This window comes from Caldanaerobacter subterraneus (genome assembly GCF_004345675.1).
Lineage (GTDB): Bacteria > Bacillota > Thermoanaerobacteria > Thermoanaerobacterales > Thermoanaerobacteraceae > Thermoanaerobacter > Thermoanaerobacter subterraneus.
Genome location: NZ_SLWU01000006.1, coordinates 13,308 through 30,395, shown reverse-complemented (window position 1 = coordinate 30,395; position 17,088 = coordinate 13,308). Strand labels below are relative to the sequence as shown.

General features: G+C 37.3%; 19 protein-coding genes. 1 reads left to right on the top strand and 18 read right to left on the bottom strand.

Going from position 1 to position 17,088, the window contains the following annotated elements:
* Window position 1: 1 nt before the first annotated feature.
* The 17 genes from secA to EV203_RS03705 form a co-directional block, all read right to left on the bottom strand.
* Window positions 2-2,698, bottom strand: coding sequence for a preprotein translocase subunit SecA (gene secA, locus EV203_RS03785; protein WP_132039191.1), 2,697 nt, complete (start codon window positions 2,696-2,698; stop codon window positions 2-4).
* A gap of 153 nt (window positions 2,699-2,851) precedes the next feature.
* Window positions 2,852-3,346: an ECF transporter S component gene (locus tag EV203_RS03780; RefSeq protein WP_132039300.1), complete on the bottom strand. Its 495-nt coding sequence runs from the start codon at window positions 3,344-3,346 to the stop codon at window positions 2,852-2,854.
* A gap of 82 nt (window positions 3,347-3,428) precedes the next feature.
* Entirely contained in the window at window positions 3,429-3,944 is a 516-nt protein-coding gene (locus EV203_RS03775) for a transcription repressor NadR (RefSeq protein ID WP_132039190.1), read from the bottom strand.
* On the bottom strand, window positions 3,910-4,494 hold the full coding sequence (locus EV203_RS03770; RefSeq protein ID WP_132039188.1) for a DUF5317 domain-containing protein: 585 nt from the start codon (window positions 4,492-4,494) through the stop codon (window positions 3,910-3,912). The genes EV203_RS03775 and EV203_RS03770 overlap by 35 nt, the downstream gene beginning before the upstream one ends.
* A complete protein-coding gene (locus tag EV203_RS03765; RefSeq protein WP_132039186.1) occupies window positions 4,484-5,758 on the bottom strand; it encodes an HD-GYP domain-containing protein in 1,275 nt (424 codons plus the stop codon). The genes EV203_RS03770 and EV203_RS03765 overlap by 11 nt, the downstream gene beginning before the upstream one ends.
* Window positions 5,759-5,981: 223 nt before the next feature.
* A complete protein-coding gene (locus EV203_RS03760; protein ID WP_132039184.1) occupies window positions 5,982-6,623 on the bottom strand; it encodes a hypothetical protein in 642 nt (213 codons plus the stop codon).
* A 123-nt stretch (window positions 6,624-6,746) separates the two neighbouring features.
* The gene (gene hpf / locus EV203_RS03755; RefSeq protein WP_132039182.1) at window positions 6,747-7,301 is read right to left on the bottom strand and encodes a ribosome hibernation-promoting factor, HPF/YfiA family; all 555 of its coding nucleotides are present in this window, start codon (window positions 7,299-7,301) and stop codon (window positions 6,747-6,749) included.
* Between the two features lie 102 nt (window positions 7,302-7,403).
* Complete coding sequence (locus EV203_RS03750; RefSeq protein ID WP_022588176.1) at window positions 7,404-8,126, bottom strand: amino acid ABC transporter ATP-binding protein; 723 nt, start codon at window positions 8,124-8,126, stop codon at window positions 7,404-7,406.
* Window positions 8,113-8,775, bottom strand: coding sequence for an amino acid ABC transporter permease (locus EV203_RS03745; protein ID WP_132039180.1), 663 nt, complete (start codon window positions 8,773-8,775; stop codon window positions 8,113-8,115). Before EV203_RS03745 ends, EV203_RS03750 begins: the two co-directional genes overlap by 14 nt.
* 55 nt (window positions 8,776-8,830) lie before the next feature.
* Window positions 8,831-9,613: a basic amino acid ABC transporter substrate-binding protein gene (locus EV203_RS03740; RefSeq protein WP_132039298.1), complete on the bottom strand. Its 783-nt coding sequence runs from the start codon at window positions 9,611-9,613 to the stop codon at window positions 8,831-8,833.
* Window positions 9,614-9,901: 288 nt separating this feature from the next.
* Window positions 9,902-10,102, bottom strand: coding sequence for a zinc-ribbon domain-containing protein (locus EV203_RS03735; protein ID WP_132039178.1), 201 nt, complete (start codon window positions 10,100-10,102; stop codon window positions 9,902-9,904).
* A 104-nt stretch (window positions 10,103-10,206) separates the two neighbouring features.
* Window positions 10,207-11,385 carry an amidohydrolase gene (locus tag EV203_RS03730; RefSeq protein WP_207910864.1) on the bottom strand — a complete coding sequence of 393 codons (1,179 nt, stop codon included), beginning with the start codon at window positions 11,383-11,385 and terminating at the stop codon, window positions 10,207-10,209.
* A 119-nt stretch (window positions 11,386-11,504) separates the two neighbouring features.
* Window positions 11,505-11,975, bottom strand: a complete 471-nt coding sequence (gene flgN, locus EV203_RS03725; protein WP_132039174.1) for a flagellar export chaperone FlgN — start codon at window positions 11,973-11,975, stop codon at window positions 11,505-11,507.
* A gap of 4 nt (window positions 11,976-11,979) precedes the next feature.
* Window positions 11,980-12,366, bottom strand: coding sequence for a flagellar export chaperone FliS (gene fliS, locus EV203_RS03720; RefSeq protein ID WP_041587104.1), 387 nt, complete (start codon window positions 12,364-12,366; stop codon window positions 11,980-11,982).
* 14 nt (window positions 12,367-12,380) lie between these two features.
* Window positions 12,381-13,970, bottom strand: coding sequence for a flagellar filament capping protein FliD (gene fliD, locus EV203_RS03715; protein ID WP_011024934.1), 1,590 nt, complete (start codon window positions 13,968-13,970; stop codon window positions 12,381-12,383).
* A gap of 11 nt (window positions 13,971-13,981) precedes the next feature.
* Window positions 13,982-14,323, bottom strand: a complete 342-nt coding sequence (locus EV203_RS03710; protein WP_011024933.1) for a flagellar protein FlaG — start codon at window positions 14,321-14,323, stop codon at window positions 13,982-13,984.
* Between the two features lie 129 nt (window positions 14,324-14,452).
* Window positions 14,453-14,635, bottom strand: a complete 183-nt coding sequence (locus EV203_RS03705) for an aspartyl-phosphate phosphatase Spo0E family protein (protein WP_011024932.1) — start codon at window positions 14,633-14,635, stop codon at window positions 14,453-14,455.
* Between the two features lie 239 nt (window positions 14,636-14,874).
* Here EV203_RS03705 and EV203_RS14270 point away from each other — a divergent pair, with 239 nt between their 5' ends.
* Window positions 14,875-15,036 carry an asparagine synthase-related protein gene (locus EV203_RS14270; protein ID WP_132039172.1) on the top strand — a complete coding sequence of 54 codons (162 nt, stop codon included), beginning with the start codon at window positions 14,875-14,877 and terminating at the stop codon, window positions 15,034-15,036.
* A gap of 87 nt (window positions 15,037-15,123) precedes the next feature.
* Here the strand turns inward: EV203_RS14270 and EV203_RS03695 are convergent, their stop codons facing one another.
* Window positions 15,124-17,088, bottom strand: coding sequence for a tetratricopeptide repeat-containing glycosyltransferase family 2 protein (locus tag EV203_RS03695; protein ID WP_165911580.1), 1,965 nt, complete (start codon window positions 17,086-17,088; stop codon window positions 15,124-15,126).

The following is a 17,088-nucleotide window of genomic DNA, read 5'->3' as shown; positions in this document are numbered from 1 at the left end:
TTTATTTTACGTTAGCTCCGCAGCATTTTTTGTATTTCTTGCCGCTTCCACAGGGGCACGGGTCATTTCTGCCCACTTTCTTCTCTTTCACTACAGGCTGTTTTTTATTATCTCCTTCGCCGTTTATATTAGTAGAAACTGGCTTTGCAACCTGCTCTCTCTTGAGCTTGTTGTCTTTGTTCACCTGAATCCTGTACAGGAACTTGACTGTATCCTCCTGTATGCTGTGTATCAAATCCTCAAACATGTCAAAAGCTATCTTTTTATACTCAATCAAAGGATCTACCTGCCCGTAAGCTCTCAATCCTATGCCCTGGCGCAATTGGTCCATTTCATCTATGTGGTCCATCCACTTAGTATCAACAACCCTCAGTAATACTATTCTTTCAATTTCCCTCATCTGCTCTGGGCCAATCTCGGCTTCTTTTCTCTCGTACTGCCTTACCGCCTCTTCATATATTATGTCAGTCAGAACTTCTTTGTCAAGCCTGTCTAAATCCACATCTATTACAACGCTGTCTTTTTCAAGGAACATATCATACAGATGATCCAAAAGCCCCTTTATATCCCATTCTTCAGGATATTTGCTCCCTGCCGTATAAATTTCTACATATCTCTCTATTATGCTTCTTACCATCTCAAGGATAGAATCCTTGAGGTTTTCCCCTTCCAAAACCTTTCTCCTCTGAGCGTATATGATTTCTCTTTGTTTGTTCATAACATCGTCGTACTGGAGGAGATGTTTTCTTATGTCAAAGTTTATGCCTTCTACTTTTTTCTGCGCCTGCTCAATCTGCTTTGTAAGAATTTTGTGCTCTATTGGCTGGTCATCATCAATCCCTAAACTGTCCATTAGGTTTTTTACCCTCTCTGAACCAAATAACCTCATAAGGTCGTCTTCTAAAGAGATGTAAAATCTTGATTCTCCCGGATCTCCCTGACGGCCAGCACGGCCTCTCAACTGATTGTCAATTCTTCTCGCTTCATGCCTTTCTGTACCTATAACGTACAAACCGCCAAGTTTTACGACTTCTTCGTGCTCTTTCTCCGTCTCCTTTTTGGCTTCTTCCAAAAGCTCAAAATACCTTTCGCGGGCTTTTCTCACTTCTTCACTGGACACGGGACCGTACCCTGCCGCCTCATTTATAATCTCTTTGGAATAGCCTTCCTCCAGCATTTTTCTCTTTGCAATAAACTCAGGATTTCCGCCTAAGAGAATATCTGTACCACGTCCTGCCATGTTTGTAGCAATTGTGACTGCTCCTTTTCTACCAGCCTGCGCTATTATCTCTGCTTCCTTTTCATGGTACTTGGCATTTAAAACCTGATGGGGTATTCCTCTTTTTTTCAGCATTGCGCTTAATTTTTCAGATTTTTCAATAGAAACAGTACCCACAAGAACAGGCTGACCCTTTTTATGCCTTTCCACAATGTCTTCAACCACTGCTCTGAATTTCGCCTCTTCTGTCTTGTATATCACATCAGGGTGGTCTATTCTTATCATGGGTTTGTGAGTAGGAATGACCACAACGTCCAATCCGTATATGTCTCTAAATTCCTGCTCTTCTGTCTGAGCAGTACCTGTCATACCGGCTAATTTTTTGTACATCCTGAAATAATTTTGTAAAGTTATAGTAGCAAGGGTTTTACTTTCCCTTTCAACTTTTACTCCCTCTTTAGCCTCAATAGCTTGGTGCAAACCTTCGCTATATCTTCTTCCAAACATGAGCCTTCCTGTAAATTCATCTACTATTATGACCTGACCGTCTTTTACAACATAATCTCTGTCCCTCTTCATTATCGCATGAGCTTTCAATGCCTGCTGAATGTGGTGAGAAATCTCCATGTTCTCAATATCTGCTAAATTTTTTATCCCAAAAAATTTCTCTGCCTTGGCAACTCCTTTTTCAGTTAAACTTACAGCCTTCGCCTTCTCATCAACTACATAGTCTTCATCTTTTTTCAAAGTCCTTACAAACCTGTCAGCTAATTTGTACATATCTGTGGATTTTTCGCCCACTCCAGAGATTATGAGAGGAGTTCTGGCTTCATCTATCAAGATGCTGTCTACCTCGTCTATTATGGCATAATTGAGCTCTCTTTGAACCATATCTTCTTTGTATATGACCATGTTGTCTCTCAAGTAGTCAAAGCCAAATTCATTATTCGTACCATAGGTTATATCAGCCGCATAAGCTTTCTTCCTTTCTGCAGGTCCCATGTCGTGAAGTATTACTCCCACACTTAACCCCAAAAATTCGTATATCTTTCCCATCCAATCTCTATCTCTTTTAGCCAAGTAGTCATTGACAGTTACAATGTGAACTCCTTTTCCTTCCAAAGCATTAAGATATGCGGGCAGAGTAGCCACCAATGTCTTACCTTCACCAGTCTTCATCTCGGCAATACGCCCCTGGTGAAGAACAATGCCACCTATTATCTGTACTTTGAAATGCTTCATCTTTAATGTTCTCCAGGCAGCCTCTCTCACAACTGCAAAAGCTTCAGGAAGTATATCATCAAGGGTTTCGCCGTTTTTCAATCTATTTTTAAACTCATCTGTTTTCGCCCTTAACTCCGCATCAGTAAGCCTTGCCATCTGGTCTTCATATGACAGAACTTTCTCCGCAATTGGCTCCAGTCTCCTTACTTCTCTTTCACTGTAACTGCCAAATATTTTTTCAACTAAGCCCAACATTTTTATCACCTTCTAAGGTATCGTTAATCAAGTATATATTATATCACTACAGGAAGTGGATGACAATAAAAAACAGCCCTTTTAAATAATATTTTACACTATCTTCACATAATTTTCACAAAAGAAAAAAAATAAATGCCCCTGAATGGGGCTTTAATGCTGTATAGTTTTTAATTTCAATATCGGATTTAAAGCATAAAACACAGCAAGAGCAATTGCAGAATCTATAACGTGATGTATCATGGTTCCAACCCCTACCACCACAAATGCCGTGTAAAAATCAAATCCAAAAGGCATCACAACTAATGCTTCTAATCCTGCGTGTATCGGAAGGGTAGCGGCTAAAGCTACAAGGAATGAGTACCCTCTTTGTATCATTTTCGCCCCCACATATCCGAATACAGCGTGAACTGCTGCTCTTGCTGCAATCACAGGACCTAATTTAATCAAAAAGCCCAGTGCAGAAACCAATCCAACAAAAACCGCTGTGGCAGGGCTTACAACCATTGCCAGCATGACAGGCACATGAGAAGCTAGTGTTGCCGAAAAAGGCGGAATTACTATACCTAGCACACCTCCAAAAGCTAGAGGAATAACCAAGGCAAGAGCTGCCAGAAGTCCGCCGACAGTTATTTCTTTTGCTTTCATCATCAAATACCTCCCTGTATATATCCTCACAACTATAGTATACACAGGTGTATATACAGCTGTCAATATAAAATTAAAATTTTTATTCCTCTATTAAAAAACCCTTATCTCTTAGCGCTTTTTCTATTCTGGCAAGAGCTTCATCGCTTTCTGCCTCTACAGTATGAAGATGCACTCCCCCTGTAAGAGAAGACAAAAGCGCTGCCTTTTCTTTTTTTATAACCTCCATAAATTTTGCAACATCGTACCTAGAGGAAAGCATTAAAAGCCCTTTTAACTCTCCATAGTAAGGATGCTCCACAATAACGTCCAGTACTTTCCCCCCATTGTCAACTATTAAGTTTAGCTCCTCTTCTGTCCTCTCATACCCGTGTTTTACAGCAAAAACTCTTTTCTTTGTGCCTTCTCTCACAAGGTCTACTATATACCCTTGAGGAGTAGAAATTATTCTACTGCCCTTAGCTCTCAAAATAGCTATATCCTGAACTATTATCTGTCTTGTAACTCCAAAAATTTTGGCAAGCTCAGAACCAGAAATAGGCTCTTTAGCCTCTTTTAAAATCTCAAGTATTTTTTCCCTTCTCTCCTTCGCCGTCATACTTTTTCACCCTGCCCAGCATCGCATCTGTAATAAGCCAGAAAATGCCCACAGCCATCAGCAAATCTCCCACGCTGAAAGCCTTAGGAAGAGGATATGGCTTTGGAAGCACAAGGACATCTGCCAGAAATTTAAGCCTTGTAGAGGAGGTCAAAACCTGATGAGTAGTAATTTTATCCTCCACAAGAGGTGGAATTAGGTGATTAAGTCCCGCCGCCTTTAGTGCTTCGATAGATACTGGCATTCTACCTCCATTTGCAAATATCACTATAAAATTGAGAAAAACTCCCAAGGCGATTATCCTGAAATATTTGCTATCTCTATTGTACCACAGCCCTATAAAAAGCAAAAGGTACACAAGGAAGTGGATGTATGCGCGGTATTCCATGATGATGGGAAATTTATCAGATAGGTTCCACAGTATCAACTGTATAATAAAAGCGGCTATAAAAAAATCCATCTTTTTTATTACAATGTCCCCTATTCCGCTTATTTTCCCCCTTCTCAAAAGTCCGTAAATTAGAGAAGCTCCAAGTGAATCAAATATCATGCTTAAATTCCTCCCTGTGCTTTTCAAAGGCTTTCTTAAAGGCATCTATGAGTTTTGGACTGAATTGCGTTCCTTCATGATCTAAAATTATCTTATAAGCTTCTTCCTGAGAAAAAGCATCTCGATAAGGTCTGTCTGAAACTAAAGCATCAAAAACATCAGCCAAAGAAAGTATCTGAGCTTCAATGGGAATTTTTTCTCCTTTTAACCCATCTGGATATCCACTGCCATTGTACCATTCATGATGATATCTTACCCACAAAGCTACATCCTTTAACGATGGAACTTCACTTAAAATCTCATATCCCTTCACAGGGTGTTCTCTTATAAGGTTCATCTCTTCATCAGTCAGCTTCCCGGGTTTATTTAAAACCTCCTCTTTAACTCCAATCTTTCCTATATCGTGTAAAAGTGCTGCAATTCTAATTCTCTCAATATGAGATTCACTAAGCCCTAGCTCCCTTGAAAGAAGGGCAGCAATTCTTTCAACGCTCTGAGAATGACCTGCTGTGTATTTGTCCTTCGCATCAAGCGCCTTCATAAGGACATTTATTGTGTCATAGTAAGACTGTTTTAAGTCTATGTAAAGCTTAAACATATAGCGAACCATAAATAGAGGAATAAAAAGGAGTACAAAGCTTATGTAACCAATTCTCACAAATGCCTCTGTCATGACAATACCTAAAAAGGCTAGAAAGAGGAAATTAGGAACCATCCATTTAATTTCTTTCATTATAACATAACTGAGAGATTTATTAGTAAGTAGTAACAATAATATTGCTATAATTGAGGTATTAAGAAGATAATATACTGAAGCAGCTATCACTGCAGGTATAAGATATTTAGGATATATGTAAGTGCCTGCAACTCCTCCTGTATATTCAAATACTAAACCTGCAATTCCCACGCTTAAAGCCAGTTCACTTATGTTAAATAACGTCTTATAGTAGGGCAAGTTGAATATATGCCTCAAAGTACCATCTTCACTTTTAACAATTTGAAATGCTGTACCCATAGAAGCAATTAAAGCACCACCATAAGGTCCAAAAATGAGTAGAGCCATTAAATCTACAGCAAATGCCACAGAAACAGTAATTTCTTTAGCAATGTATACTGGCATTGATTCAGCTAATGCAGCAAAAAAACCAAATAAAATTATATCTGGAATTGTATTTTTTGAAGTTCTTAGCATAGAATATATAAGGAAAGAAATTCCTAAAGCAATTATTATAGAAATATACACTTTTACTCTTTTGTTTAACATATTAAACCTCCTCTTTTCTTCAAAAAGCACACCACAAACCGCTTAGTGCCATGTTAAATTTGCGCCTCCTGCTAATGCAAGTGCCATTAAAGCCAAGAGTATCTTTATGAGTGTGGCTTTATTCATACCTGAAACCCCCTTTGCTGTTTTTATTTCTTCTGCCCTTAGGCTTCAGGTATCGCTACGCTAAGTATGTAATAAGCGGTTTGGGTGTGTTTAAAAGCTAACGGGATATAATTGACATAACTCTTCTATTTATGGCATCAAGAGTCGCTTTTACAACAGATTCCCCCTCATCTTTTCTTATTAAAGAAGATCCTGTCAAAAGTTCTTCCTGGCTATTTGTCACATGGGTGACTCCTACAACCACTATCCTGCTTTTCGCTATATTAAATATATCGACATCTTCCAGTAAAAATAAATGGTTTTTGGGAATGAGCTTTGACACAGCATCCAATGTAGCGTTTGCAATGATTTTATACTTGTTCATTGTTGTGTTAGGTCCTTCAGCGAATCCTTCAAAGACTTCGTCTCCGCGGGTGAGTATCACCCTTGCTTCACTTGTAAGCCCACTATTTACAAAAGAATAGCTTGAGAATACAATCCTGTGTTCAGAAGGAGGTTTTGCCCCAACATCAATTTGGGCAACACTTATCACTTTATAATCTATGTCAATCCCAAACTGGGCCATTATCACAGATTGCACATCTCTCGCAATCTGCTTGGCATTCCTCGTGCTGTCAGCTAATACGTGGATTTCCGTTATTTCCTCATTTTCTACCACTATCCTGCTGGACAGCACTCCCGGAACTTTATTTATGTACATCTCCATCGAAGTTACCGTATCTTTTGTTATTTCACCCATTATCTTCACACCCTATTAAAATTTGTCCACACATTTTAAATATATTCTATATGCTTTTCAAAATTCCTTCTTTTCTGACAAAAAAATTGGGGATAGAGCCCATCCCCAACCTTCTATAAAATTTTACTCCTCTCCAATCGGCTCTATTAAGCCGTATTTTCCGTCTTTTCTTTTGTAAACCACATTTATCATGTCAGTTTCGGCATTTGTAAATACGAAGAATGTGTGGCCCAAAAGGTTCATCTGCAAAATCGCTTCTTCTGGCGACATAGGCTTTATTGGAAATCTTTTTGTTTTTACTATTTCAAAGGAAGTCTCCTCTTCCTCCCTCTTTTCCCCTTCATCGTAAATAGTAGGAACATCAAATCTTATGGATTCATTGGCGCCAAATCTATTCCTGAGCTTTGCCTTGTGCTTTAAAATCTGTCTCTCTATTTTATCCACTGCTCCCCCGATTGAAACGTACATGTCATCGCTTATCTCTTCTGCCCTGAAGATAATTCCTTTAAATGGTATGGTGAGTTCTGCTATGTGGTTATTTCTCTGAACACTTAACACTGCTCTTACCTCTGTATCCTGAGGGAAGTATTTGCTGAGTTTCTGCACATTTTTTACGACGGCATTTCTTAGGCCATCTGTTATGGTCATCCCATTTTTACCACTTACTATGATGTTCATAAGCATCAAACCCCTCTCATCCTCTATTTATTATAATTTTACATAAAAAACGTGCACACTGCAATATGTGGAAATAAAAAACACCCTTTGCCAGGGTGCGTTTTATAAGATTTTGCTCAAAAATTCTCTTGTCCTCTCATTTTTTGCCCTGTAGAAAATCTCTTCAGGCGTGCCTTCTTCTACTATCACTCCATCGTCCATAAAAATGACTCTGTCTCCGACCTCTCTTGCAAATCCCATTTCATGCGTGACAACCACCATTGTCATTCCTTCATTGGCAAGCTGCTTCATCACGTTTAAAACTTCCTTCACCATCTCAGGGTCAAGGGCACTCGTTGGTTCATCAAAAAGCATGACTTCTGGCTGCATGGCTAAGGCTCTTGCAATAGCAAGCCTTTGTTTCTGCCCACCTGAAAGCTTTATGGGATATTCATCTTTTTTGTCAAGAAGCCCAACTTTTGCAAGAAGGTCTACTGCCAGCTCTTCTGCCTCTTTTTTGTTCATCTTCTTTACCTTTACAGGTGCCAGAGTGATATTCTCTATCGCAGTAAGGTGCGGGAAAAGGTTAAAATGCTGAAAAACCATCCCCACCTTTTGCCTTACCTTGTTTATATTTACTTTGCCGTTGTTTATCTTCACTCCATCTATAAAGACTTCCCCTTTTGTAGGCTCCTCAAGAAGATTTATGCATCTTAAAAGTGTGCTTTTTCCGGAACCGCTGGGACCTATTATGACTACAACTTCACCTTTGTTGACTTTTAATGTAACGCCTTTTAGGACTTCTAAACTGCCAAAGTTTTTGTACACATCATTAACGAATATCACCTGCCCTCAACCTCCTTTCGAAGAGAGAAAGAAGTTTTGAAAAAGTCAAAGTCATTATGAAGTATATGGCAGCGATTACTATATAAGGCTCAAAATACCTGTAAGTCACACTCTGTATGATGTCTGCCTGACGCGTAAGGTCTGCAAAGCCTATCACTGAAACTATAGCCGATTCTTTGAGCATCACAATAAATTCATTTCCCAAAGCCGGAAGGATATTTTTTATGGCCTGGGGTATTATGACATACCTCATGGCCATTGCATGAGTCATCCCAAGAGACCGGGCTGCTTCATTTTGCCCTGGGTCAACAGCCTGTATCCCTGCCCTTATAATCTCTGCCACATATGCGGAACTGTTTATTGCCAGTGCTGAAACTCCTGCTGTAAAAGCAGGAATGTTCATGCCAAACTGCATAAGTCCATTGTATATGAGAAGTAATTGCACTAAAAGAGGAGTTCCCCTTATCACTTCTATATAGCTTGAAGCGACAAGCTTTATAGGTTTTATTGAGGACATCTTCATCAGAGCTATAAAAAGCCCCATCAGAACTCCAATTGTCACTGCAAGGAAAGTCAGTTTAAGGGTCATTATAAGTCCGCTTATAAAAAGTGGCGTGTATTTTACCATGCTCAAAAAGTCTACCGTCATAGCCTACCTTCTCTCCTTCACAAAATTTTAGTGGAGAAAAACTCTCCACTTTAAACTACTGCTTAAACCACTTATCTACAAGTTTGTCGTACTCTCCACTTTGCTTGAGCTCTTTTATCACCTCATTCACCACATTAAGAAGGCTCTTATTGCCCTTTGCCACTGCTACAGCAGAACCATTCTCTACCTCGTTTATCTCATCCATATAGAGAATTTTCATATCCTTGTATTCCTTCAAATAAGCTTTGGCAACTGTGTCTTCTACGACAATCGCATCACAGCGGCCATTTTGAAGGTCCATAAATTCATCACTGACTCGATTTAACTGCTTTAACTTTACATCAGGAATCTTTTTAGCAGCTTCTTCCGAAGTAGTTCCTATTTGAACGGCAATTGTTTTGCCTTTCAAATCGTCAAATTTTGAAATTGGACTGTCGTTCTTTACCACAACAACCTGCCTGCTGTCGTAATAGAGGTCTGAAAAATCCACACTCTTTTTTCTCTCTGCTGTAGGCGTCATACCCGCAATTACCATATCAACTCTTCCTGCCTGAAGAGCTGGAATAAGGCCTTTGAAGTCCATATCTTTTATTTCAAGTTTTACTCCCAGCTTTTTCGCTATAGCATTGGCAATGTCAATATCAAAACCTACTATCTCGTCTTTTCCTCCTTCCACTTTGTGGAATTCAAAAGGCGGAAAATCTGCACTCGTGCCCATCACAATTACGCCTTTTTGCTTGATTTGATCTACTGTATTAAACTTACTGCCACAGCCTGAAAGCATAAAAACCAGAGCAAAAATCACCGCAAAAGCTAAAAATAGTGATTTTTTATTCATATCTTTCTCCTCTCCCTTTTTTAATTTTTCTGAAAATTTCTCCATACCGTTTAATTTCTTTTGACGATTTCACTTTCACTTTTTATAATTATAATATCTTATGAATAAAATTGCAATATTTTTTTCAACAGGGTGTGAAACAAAGAACTGTGGATAATGTGGATAACTTTGTGAATAAGTCTAAAGTCCTAATTTAACAATGTGGAAAATAATCTGAAATGTAAAAAAGACACCATTTTGGTGTCTTTTTTACAATCCACATCACTTTCTTTTTGAAAAGTGAGGGGATTACCTGATTCCATAAGCTTTTTTCTCTCTTCTGCCACCCTGATGGTGGTTATAACTTCTTCTCTTTCGTGCTTCTCTACAGGCTTTGCACCTTACCGGAGCGTTCTGGAAGCCCATCTCTGCATAAAATTGCTGTTCCCCTGCCGTCCACACGAATTCTCTCCCGCAGTCCTTGCAAACTAACACTTTGTCCTGATACATTTAACTTGTCCCCTCACTTCTTTATTTTGGTTTTTATAATATAATCTCTTCGATTATATTATAGGTGTATTATATCACCTGTTACCTCAAATATCAATAAAATTTTAAAATTTTTCTACTAGCTCAAATGCCGAGTAAACCAAAATCCTTAAAGCAATCTCTAAAGCATCTTCATCTATATTAAACCTGGGGTGATGGTGAGGGTAAATTATCCCCTTTTCTTCATTTTTAGCACCTACGAATATAAAGGCTCCTGGAACTTTCTCTAAATAGGCTGAAAAGTCTTCCCCTACCATTACAGGCTTTATCTTCTCTAAAGCCTCTTCTCCGTAAAGACTTTTTGTCACATCTTCCACTATCTTAACTACTCTTTCATCATTTATCACAGGGCCATAGCCAAACTCGAAGTAAAACTCGTATGAAGCCCTGTGAGCTGTCACAATGCCCTTTATTATTCTCTCCAGGGCTTCAGGTATCTTCTTTCTAACCTCCGGGTTTAAGACCCTCACAGTGCCAGCCATTTCTACTTCATTTGGAATCACATTATCAGTAGTTCCACCGGCTATCTTTCCTACAGTTATCACCACAGGTTCAATCGGATCCAATTCCCTTGAGACTATGTACTGAAGATTGCCAATAACCTGAGCACTAATAGCAATAGGATCTACTGTTTGATGAGGCATTGCAGCATGTCCACCTTTTCCTATAATTTTCAGTCTGAATATGTCATCCGATGCCATCATAGGTCCATAGACTATCCCCACTTTTCCGACAGGTAAATAAGTCCAGAGGTGCTGCCCTATTATGTAATCAACCCCTTCAAGCACCCCTTTTTCTACTAATTCCTTTGCTCCCCCCGGAGGCACCTCTTCTGCAGGCTGGAATATAAAGCGTACTTTTCCTTTTAGCTTATCTTTCAAGCGGGATAAAACATAAGCCGTACCTAAAACTATGGCTATATGCCCATCGTGACCACAAGCGTGCATCACTCCCAGATTTTTTGAAGAAAATTCAAACTCATTTTCTTCTTTGATAGGCAAAGCATCTATATCAGACCTTATAGCCAAAGTCTTACCTTCTCCCGCCCCTTCCAAATCTGCCACGACACTGTTCTGAACTGGCCTTGAAATTTCTAAATTGCCAAAACAAGAAAGAATCTCAGAAATTTTTTCAGCGGTCTTCACTTCATGAAAGGAAAGCTCTGGATACTGATGAAAATACCTTCTCCACTCAACAACTCTATCTCTTGCTTCTTCTATAACTTTTTCAATTTCTTCTCTCATCATCATTCCCCCCTTCTCTTCGCCCTTTTAAGCACAAATTAATTACTTTAATAATAAACCAAATCTAAACTATTATCAACTCCAGATAAAGAAATAAAAAAGCGGGAAAACCCGCTTTTTTAACGCTTTTTATCTATAAAGTAACTTTCGGGAGTATAATATCTAAGATATTCCACATATCCTTCTTTGTTTTTGGAAAGCTCCTCTAATTTGTCGCTCACTTTCTCAAAAACTTTATTTATCTCTTTGATGTTGCTGTCATCTTTTTCTTTGATTTTGTCAAGCAACGCTTTAGCATCGATGAACAAACCCTTTAATTTGCTGGCATCGCCAATTATATTGTCTTCCATTTCAAATATGCTCTCGATCTTATTTTCTTTTTTGAAAGCATTATAAAGGGGTATAAATTCCTTGTCTATATCATTTATCCTTTCAATTATCTGCTGCTTTGAAACTAATAGTTTTTTAAGTTCTTCCAGGTCGTTAGAACCTATAGCAACACCTATTTTCTCTGTAAGGTCATAGAGTTGCTTCAGATTCTCTATTTTCTCCTTTGTAAACTCAATTAATTTTTTTAAAATGTTTTCCATCCCATCAACCTTTCGTAGCGTAGACTTTTTCTCTCACCTTTTGAAGTGCTAAACTCCAGGTGTCTCTTAAGTCTACTGCAAATCCTCTTACTTCATCTAAAATTTCAATATCCTTCTTCACATTCGCATCAATCAACCTTCTTAACATGTAGTCATAAAGATTGTATAAATTTTTAGAAATGTCATAATTCATATCAAGAGTAAGCATCAACTCTGTAATAATATCCTGTGCCCTCTGTATTTTAGCATTTGTTTCTACATAATCTTTCTTTTGAAGCGCTGTCTTTGCCTCATCAATAAATCTTATTATCCCGTTATAGAGCATCAAAACCAGCTCTTCAGGACTTGCCGTCAAAATAGCATTCTCTTTATACTGCTGATACGGATTCAAACTTTCGCACCCCCTCACTTAGTCATAATCCCAATCTGCTGATTTAACCATGCGCTTTGCGTATTCATCTGCCCGACAAAAATTTCTAACTGTGTAAACTGCCTGTAATATCTCTCCTCTAAATCCTTTAATCTTTTTTGCATTTCTGCAATTCTGTCATCTATCTCTCTGATTCTATTGCCTATGAAGCTATTGTCATAAAGTTGTGTTGAGCTTCCTGCTTTGCGCGTTATAGCATTTATTGCAGTCCCTAGTACACCTTCTTTAAATGTGCCATTTTCAAAATAGCCATAAAGTTGCTGTGCAATGCCTTTTGACACCAATGTAGTGCCATCAGAGCTGTAAACACCTGTAAATATCTGCATAACCTTATCAAGATTGTTGGCAATCGCATCTTTTAATTTAGCTTCGTCAATATAAAGTTTTCCACCTTCATACCACTGACCTGTAGTAATTCCAATAGAGCTTAATGACCCTACGCCAGATACAGTAGAAGAAACGACCTGTCTTAATGAATAATACGCTCTCATTAAAGTCTCGTCATTAGCTAAGTTACCAGATCTAGCTTTTTCTTCCCACAATTTTATGTCATTTTCCTTCATCGCCTGCTTCTGCTCATCTGTGAGAGGCGGATAATCGTAATACCTTTTTTCTGTGAGTTTAGTGTACATCTGTGTAATTACGTCGTTATAGGTATCTACAAAGTTTTTAATCGTGTTATAAATTTTATCTACGTCTGTTGAAACAGTGAGAGTTATATTCTGCCCGCCCGCAGTTGTACCTGTCAATGTAACGTTTATACCAGCAACTGTAACATTATTAGTAGAGCTAGTTATTTGAACGCCATTGAAAGTAAATATTGCATCTTGCCCTGTTATTTTTCCAGAAGTCAAAACATCTGAAGGTAATTTTAAAACTGATGTCAAAAAATTTTGTGCCGTCTGATCAGTAGTAGCACTAAAATCAATTGTAGAAGAACTACCCGTCACATTAGAAACTAAAAACAACCTATCTAAATTTTGATCATAAGTAGCAACTATGCCTGTATCTTTAGAGACAGAATTTATAGCTGATATTACATCATTAATATTTGCATTCGTTGATATTGTAATATTTGAAAAAGTTTTCCCGTCTTTATTTTTCAGTACGAGAGTTATAGGTCCCCCAGTGGTATTTAGAGGATTATATTGAATCTTATTGTTACTGTCGATATAATACGCCCCAATCTTGTCGGTACTGGCAGTAGAAGCAGCTGTAGCTAACTGAGTAACAGATAAAGTATATGTCCCATTCACCGCATTTGTCCCCGCTGTAGCAGTAGCAACAGAAGTATTAGAGGATGTAACAGTTTTAGCCATAAAGGTTCCCTGCAGCCTCAAACTGGCGACCACATTATTTCTCAAATTCATAAGTTTTGCGTTTATGTCCCTCAAATCTTCCTGCTGCCACTGATACCACTGCTTTTGCTGATTCAACTTATCAAGAGGTAAACTTGCCACTTTCATAAGCTGTTTAACTATTGAATCAGTATCCAGCCCTGTAGCAAGTCCACCTATTCTTAGTAAATTGCTCACATTATAACTGTTCATACCAATGGGATCCATAACTACACCCCCTATATTTTCCTATCCACAAAAAGCCCTGCTATTTTCCACAAACCTGCTACAAGGTCCAATATTTTCTCCGGAGGAATCTCATCTATAACCTCATTGGTCTCGCTGTCGACAATTTTCACTACAATTGTATTGGTAGGTTTGTGAACAGAAAATTCAAAATATGTACGGTCAATAGTTATCCTCCTGTTTTCCTTATTAAGCTCTCTATTAAGCTTATCTTCATCCACAGGTTTGCTCAGAATATCTTTCACTGTTTTAATTTCATCCACAAGAACGCTTTCCTTCTTAAAATTTGAAGAAGGAATCTGTGCTAGATTCGCATTATTTATACTCTGCAACATCCCTGTTATTACCCCCTACAGTGAAAATATTTATCCTTTGTGAACCAACTCCTTTCTGCTACTATAAATATCGTCATGTATTTTAAAAAGTTTAAATTTTTTTACATAAAAATAAAGGGCAGACAAAACTCACTCTTGTTTTGCCTGCCACTGCCCTTTCATGTAAAGCACAATCAATCTATCCAGCTCTCTACTAAGCTCCAAAACTTTTGGAGCCTGTAAGTCGCTTTCATTTAATTTTTTCTTCAATTCCTTTATCTTCTCTGCAATCTCATTTTCCTCGTAATAATACTCTTTTATAACTTTATTCATCTTATTTCCTCCTGCGAAAGCCTAATATCATTATACCAGACAAAGATTAAAAATTGATTAGAAATCTTCTAGGCCACCGAACAATAATTGTAACAAATACTCAAAGCCAAAGTCAATTAATTGTAAAAAATTGGGTGAAGAAACTTTAGCAATAGCTTTAGTATGCAAAATTTAATCCAAACAGCCTAATTCATATATATAAATACTGGTCCCCTCAAAGCAATCCTCATACAGACACTATGGAGGAGACTATTGAAAAAGTAAAATACCTTGTAAAAGATTCTATAGCAAAGCAAATCCCAGAAATTACAAATATTTTATCCCTCCTTTCAGGAGGATTGGACTCAACTATTATATCGGCTTTTGCAAAAAAAGAGTTAAGCAAAATTCTCACCTTTTAAGATTGCGAACAAAGTTCCTCTTATAGCAGCATTTTGTGTGTAAATACCATTTGTCTAATTTTGCTAAGAAACTAAAATTGGCGGGCTTTACCCGCCATTTACTCTACTTGCAAGGTCTATTTCTGGATAAATTTCTTTTACTACCAAATTGATTTTTTCAGCTTCATTTAAGTTACCCATATCACGGTATATCTTGTAAATTGTTACATAATTATCAACATCCATTGTATCAAGGTTGAATGCATTCATCGCCAAAGACAAAGCCTCTTCGTACATACCCTGTTTTAAAGCTTTTTCAGCAAGATATCTGTACACTTCAGGATTTTGACTGTTTAGGTTTGCAGCCTTAATATAAGCCTCAACAGCTAAATCCTCTAACTCATATTTTATCATCAATTGCCCATATCTTTCGTAATCTTCTCTTCCAAATTTATTTACATACATAGCTAGAACTTTGTTATATAAGTCAAATTCCTGCAATTTGATAAGCAAATCCAGCAAATTAAAGTAATTTTCTTTTATTTCTTCAAATTTTGCTTTCATTTCTCCTACTATACTCATATACAATTTCTTATCTGAAGAATCGGGTAATTCCCACAATACTTTTTTGGCTTCCTCCATTTGATTTAAGATAATGTGACACAACACTTTGTAATAATTGGCCTCTTCTTGTGACTTTCCATATTCGTTCCCAAAGTATTGCAAAGCTTCTTCATATTTTTTCATCCCCATATATACAATTCCTCTTAATGTATTTAAACCTTCTAAATCCATATTTATATTGTCCAAATAGCTTTTAGCCGCATCATATAGACCAACACTTATATATAGCCTAGCCAAAATTGCATTGTTTAAAGGAGAACTCACATCTACATATTTACTGAAAAATTTATAAACCTCCTGTACTGGTTCATTTTTTATAAAAAGGTCAAAAAGCTTTATAAATACTTCCTGATAATTGGGATTTTCTTTTAATACTTCAATATATTCTTTTACTGCATCATTTAATTGATTTAATTTTTCTTTACACAAACCTATCATATACCTAGCACGGTAACTTCCCGTGCCCCCCATTGTTATAAACAATCCATCGTATTCTCCAATTGAAAGACTCTCTTTAAAAGCCTCTATAGCTTTTTCGTACCTCTTTTGATCCATATACATAAGCCCTTCAAGAAAACTAAAATCTGGAATGTCCTTATAATAATCTTTTGCGTCCTTTATAATTTTAAGAGCGGTACTGTAATCTTTTAGCCCTATATAACATCCTATCAGATACCTTAGAAGCCTTGTAGCATTTACACTATTTACATCCATACCTTTAGTGGCTATTAGTAAATGCTTTAATGCTTTCTGATAGTCTCCAATATTAAAATATTCTACTGCTAAATTAGCATGTTGAAATTTATCTTCCGGATGACTTTCCAAGTATTTAGAAATCAGTTTTATATATCGTTCGCTTTTATTTTTTTCTTTTCTTATGTCAGCGAGATATCCGTAATGCAGTATAGTCACATCTGCCTTTTTAGCAATGGGAGGCCTATTCTCTTCTATATTTCTTAAGTTTTCATGAACTGGATAAATATACTTTAACTTTCCATTGTTTCTAAATAACCTGTAATTATAATTTATTTCTGTAAGTCCACTGTTGATGCTGGAACCTGCATAGTTAACAAATTTAAATAGATAAGCCTCAACTGTGTCATCGTACAACAAAGACTTTATTTTGCTCACATCTTCTTTTTTTATCTCCTCATCAGCATCAAGAAATAAAATCCAATCTCCTGTAGCACTTTCTATAGCTGTATTTCTAGCCTTACTAAAATCATCCTCCCACTTTATTTGAATCACTTTTGCGCCAAAACTTTTCGCAATCTCAATAGTTCTGTCTGTAGAACCAGTATCCACCACAACTATTTCATCTACAATGTCTTTTACGCTATTTATACAGCGAGATATATTTTTTTCTTCATTTTTTGTGACAAGGCAAAGGGAAAGGGTTGAAGGAGAAATTTCTTTATACAACATTTTGAATTGGTCTTTCAGATCCAT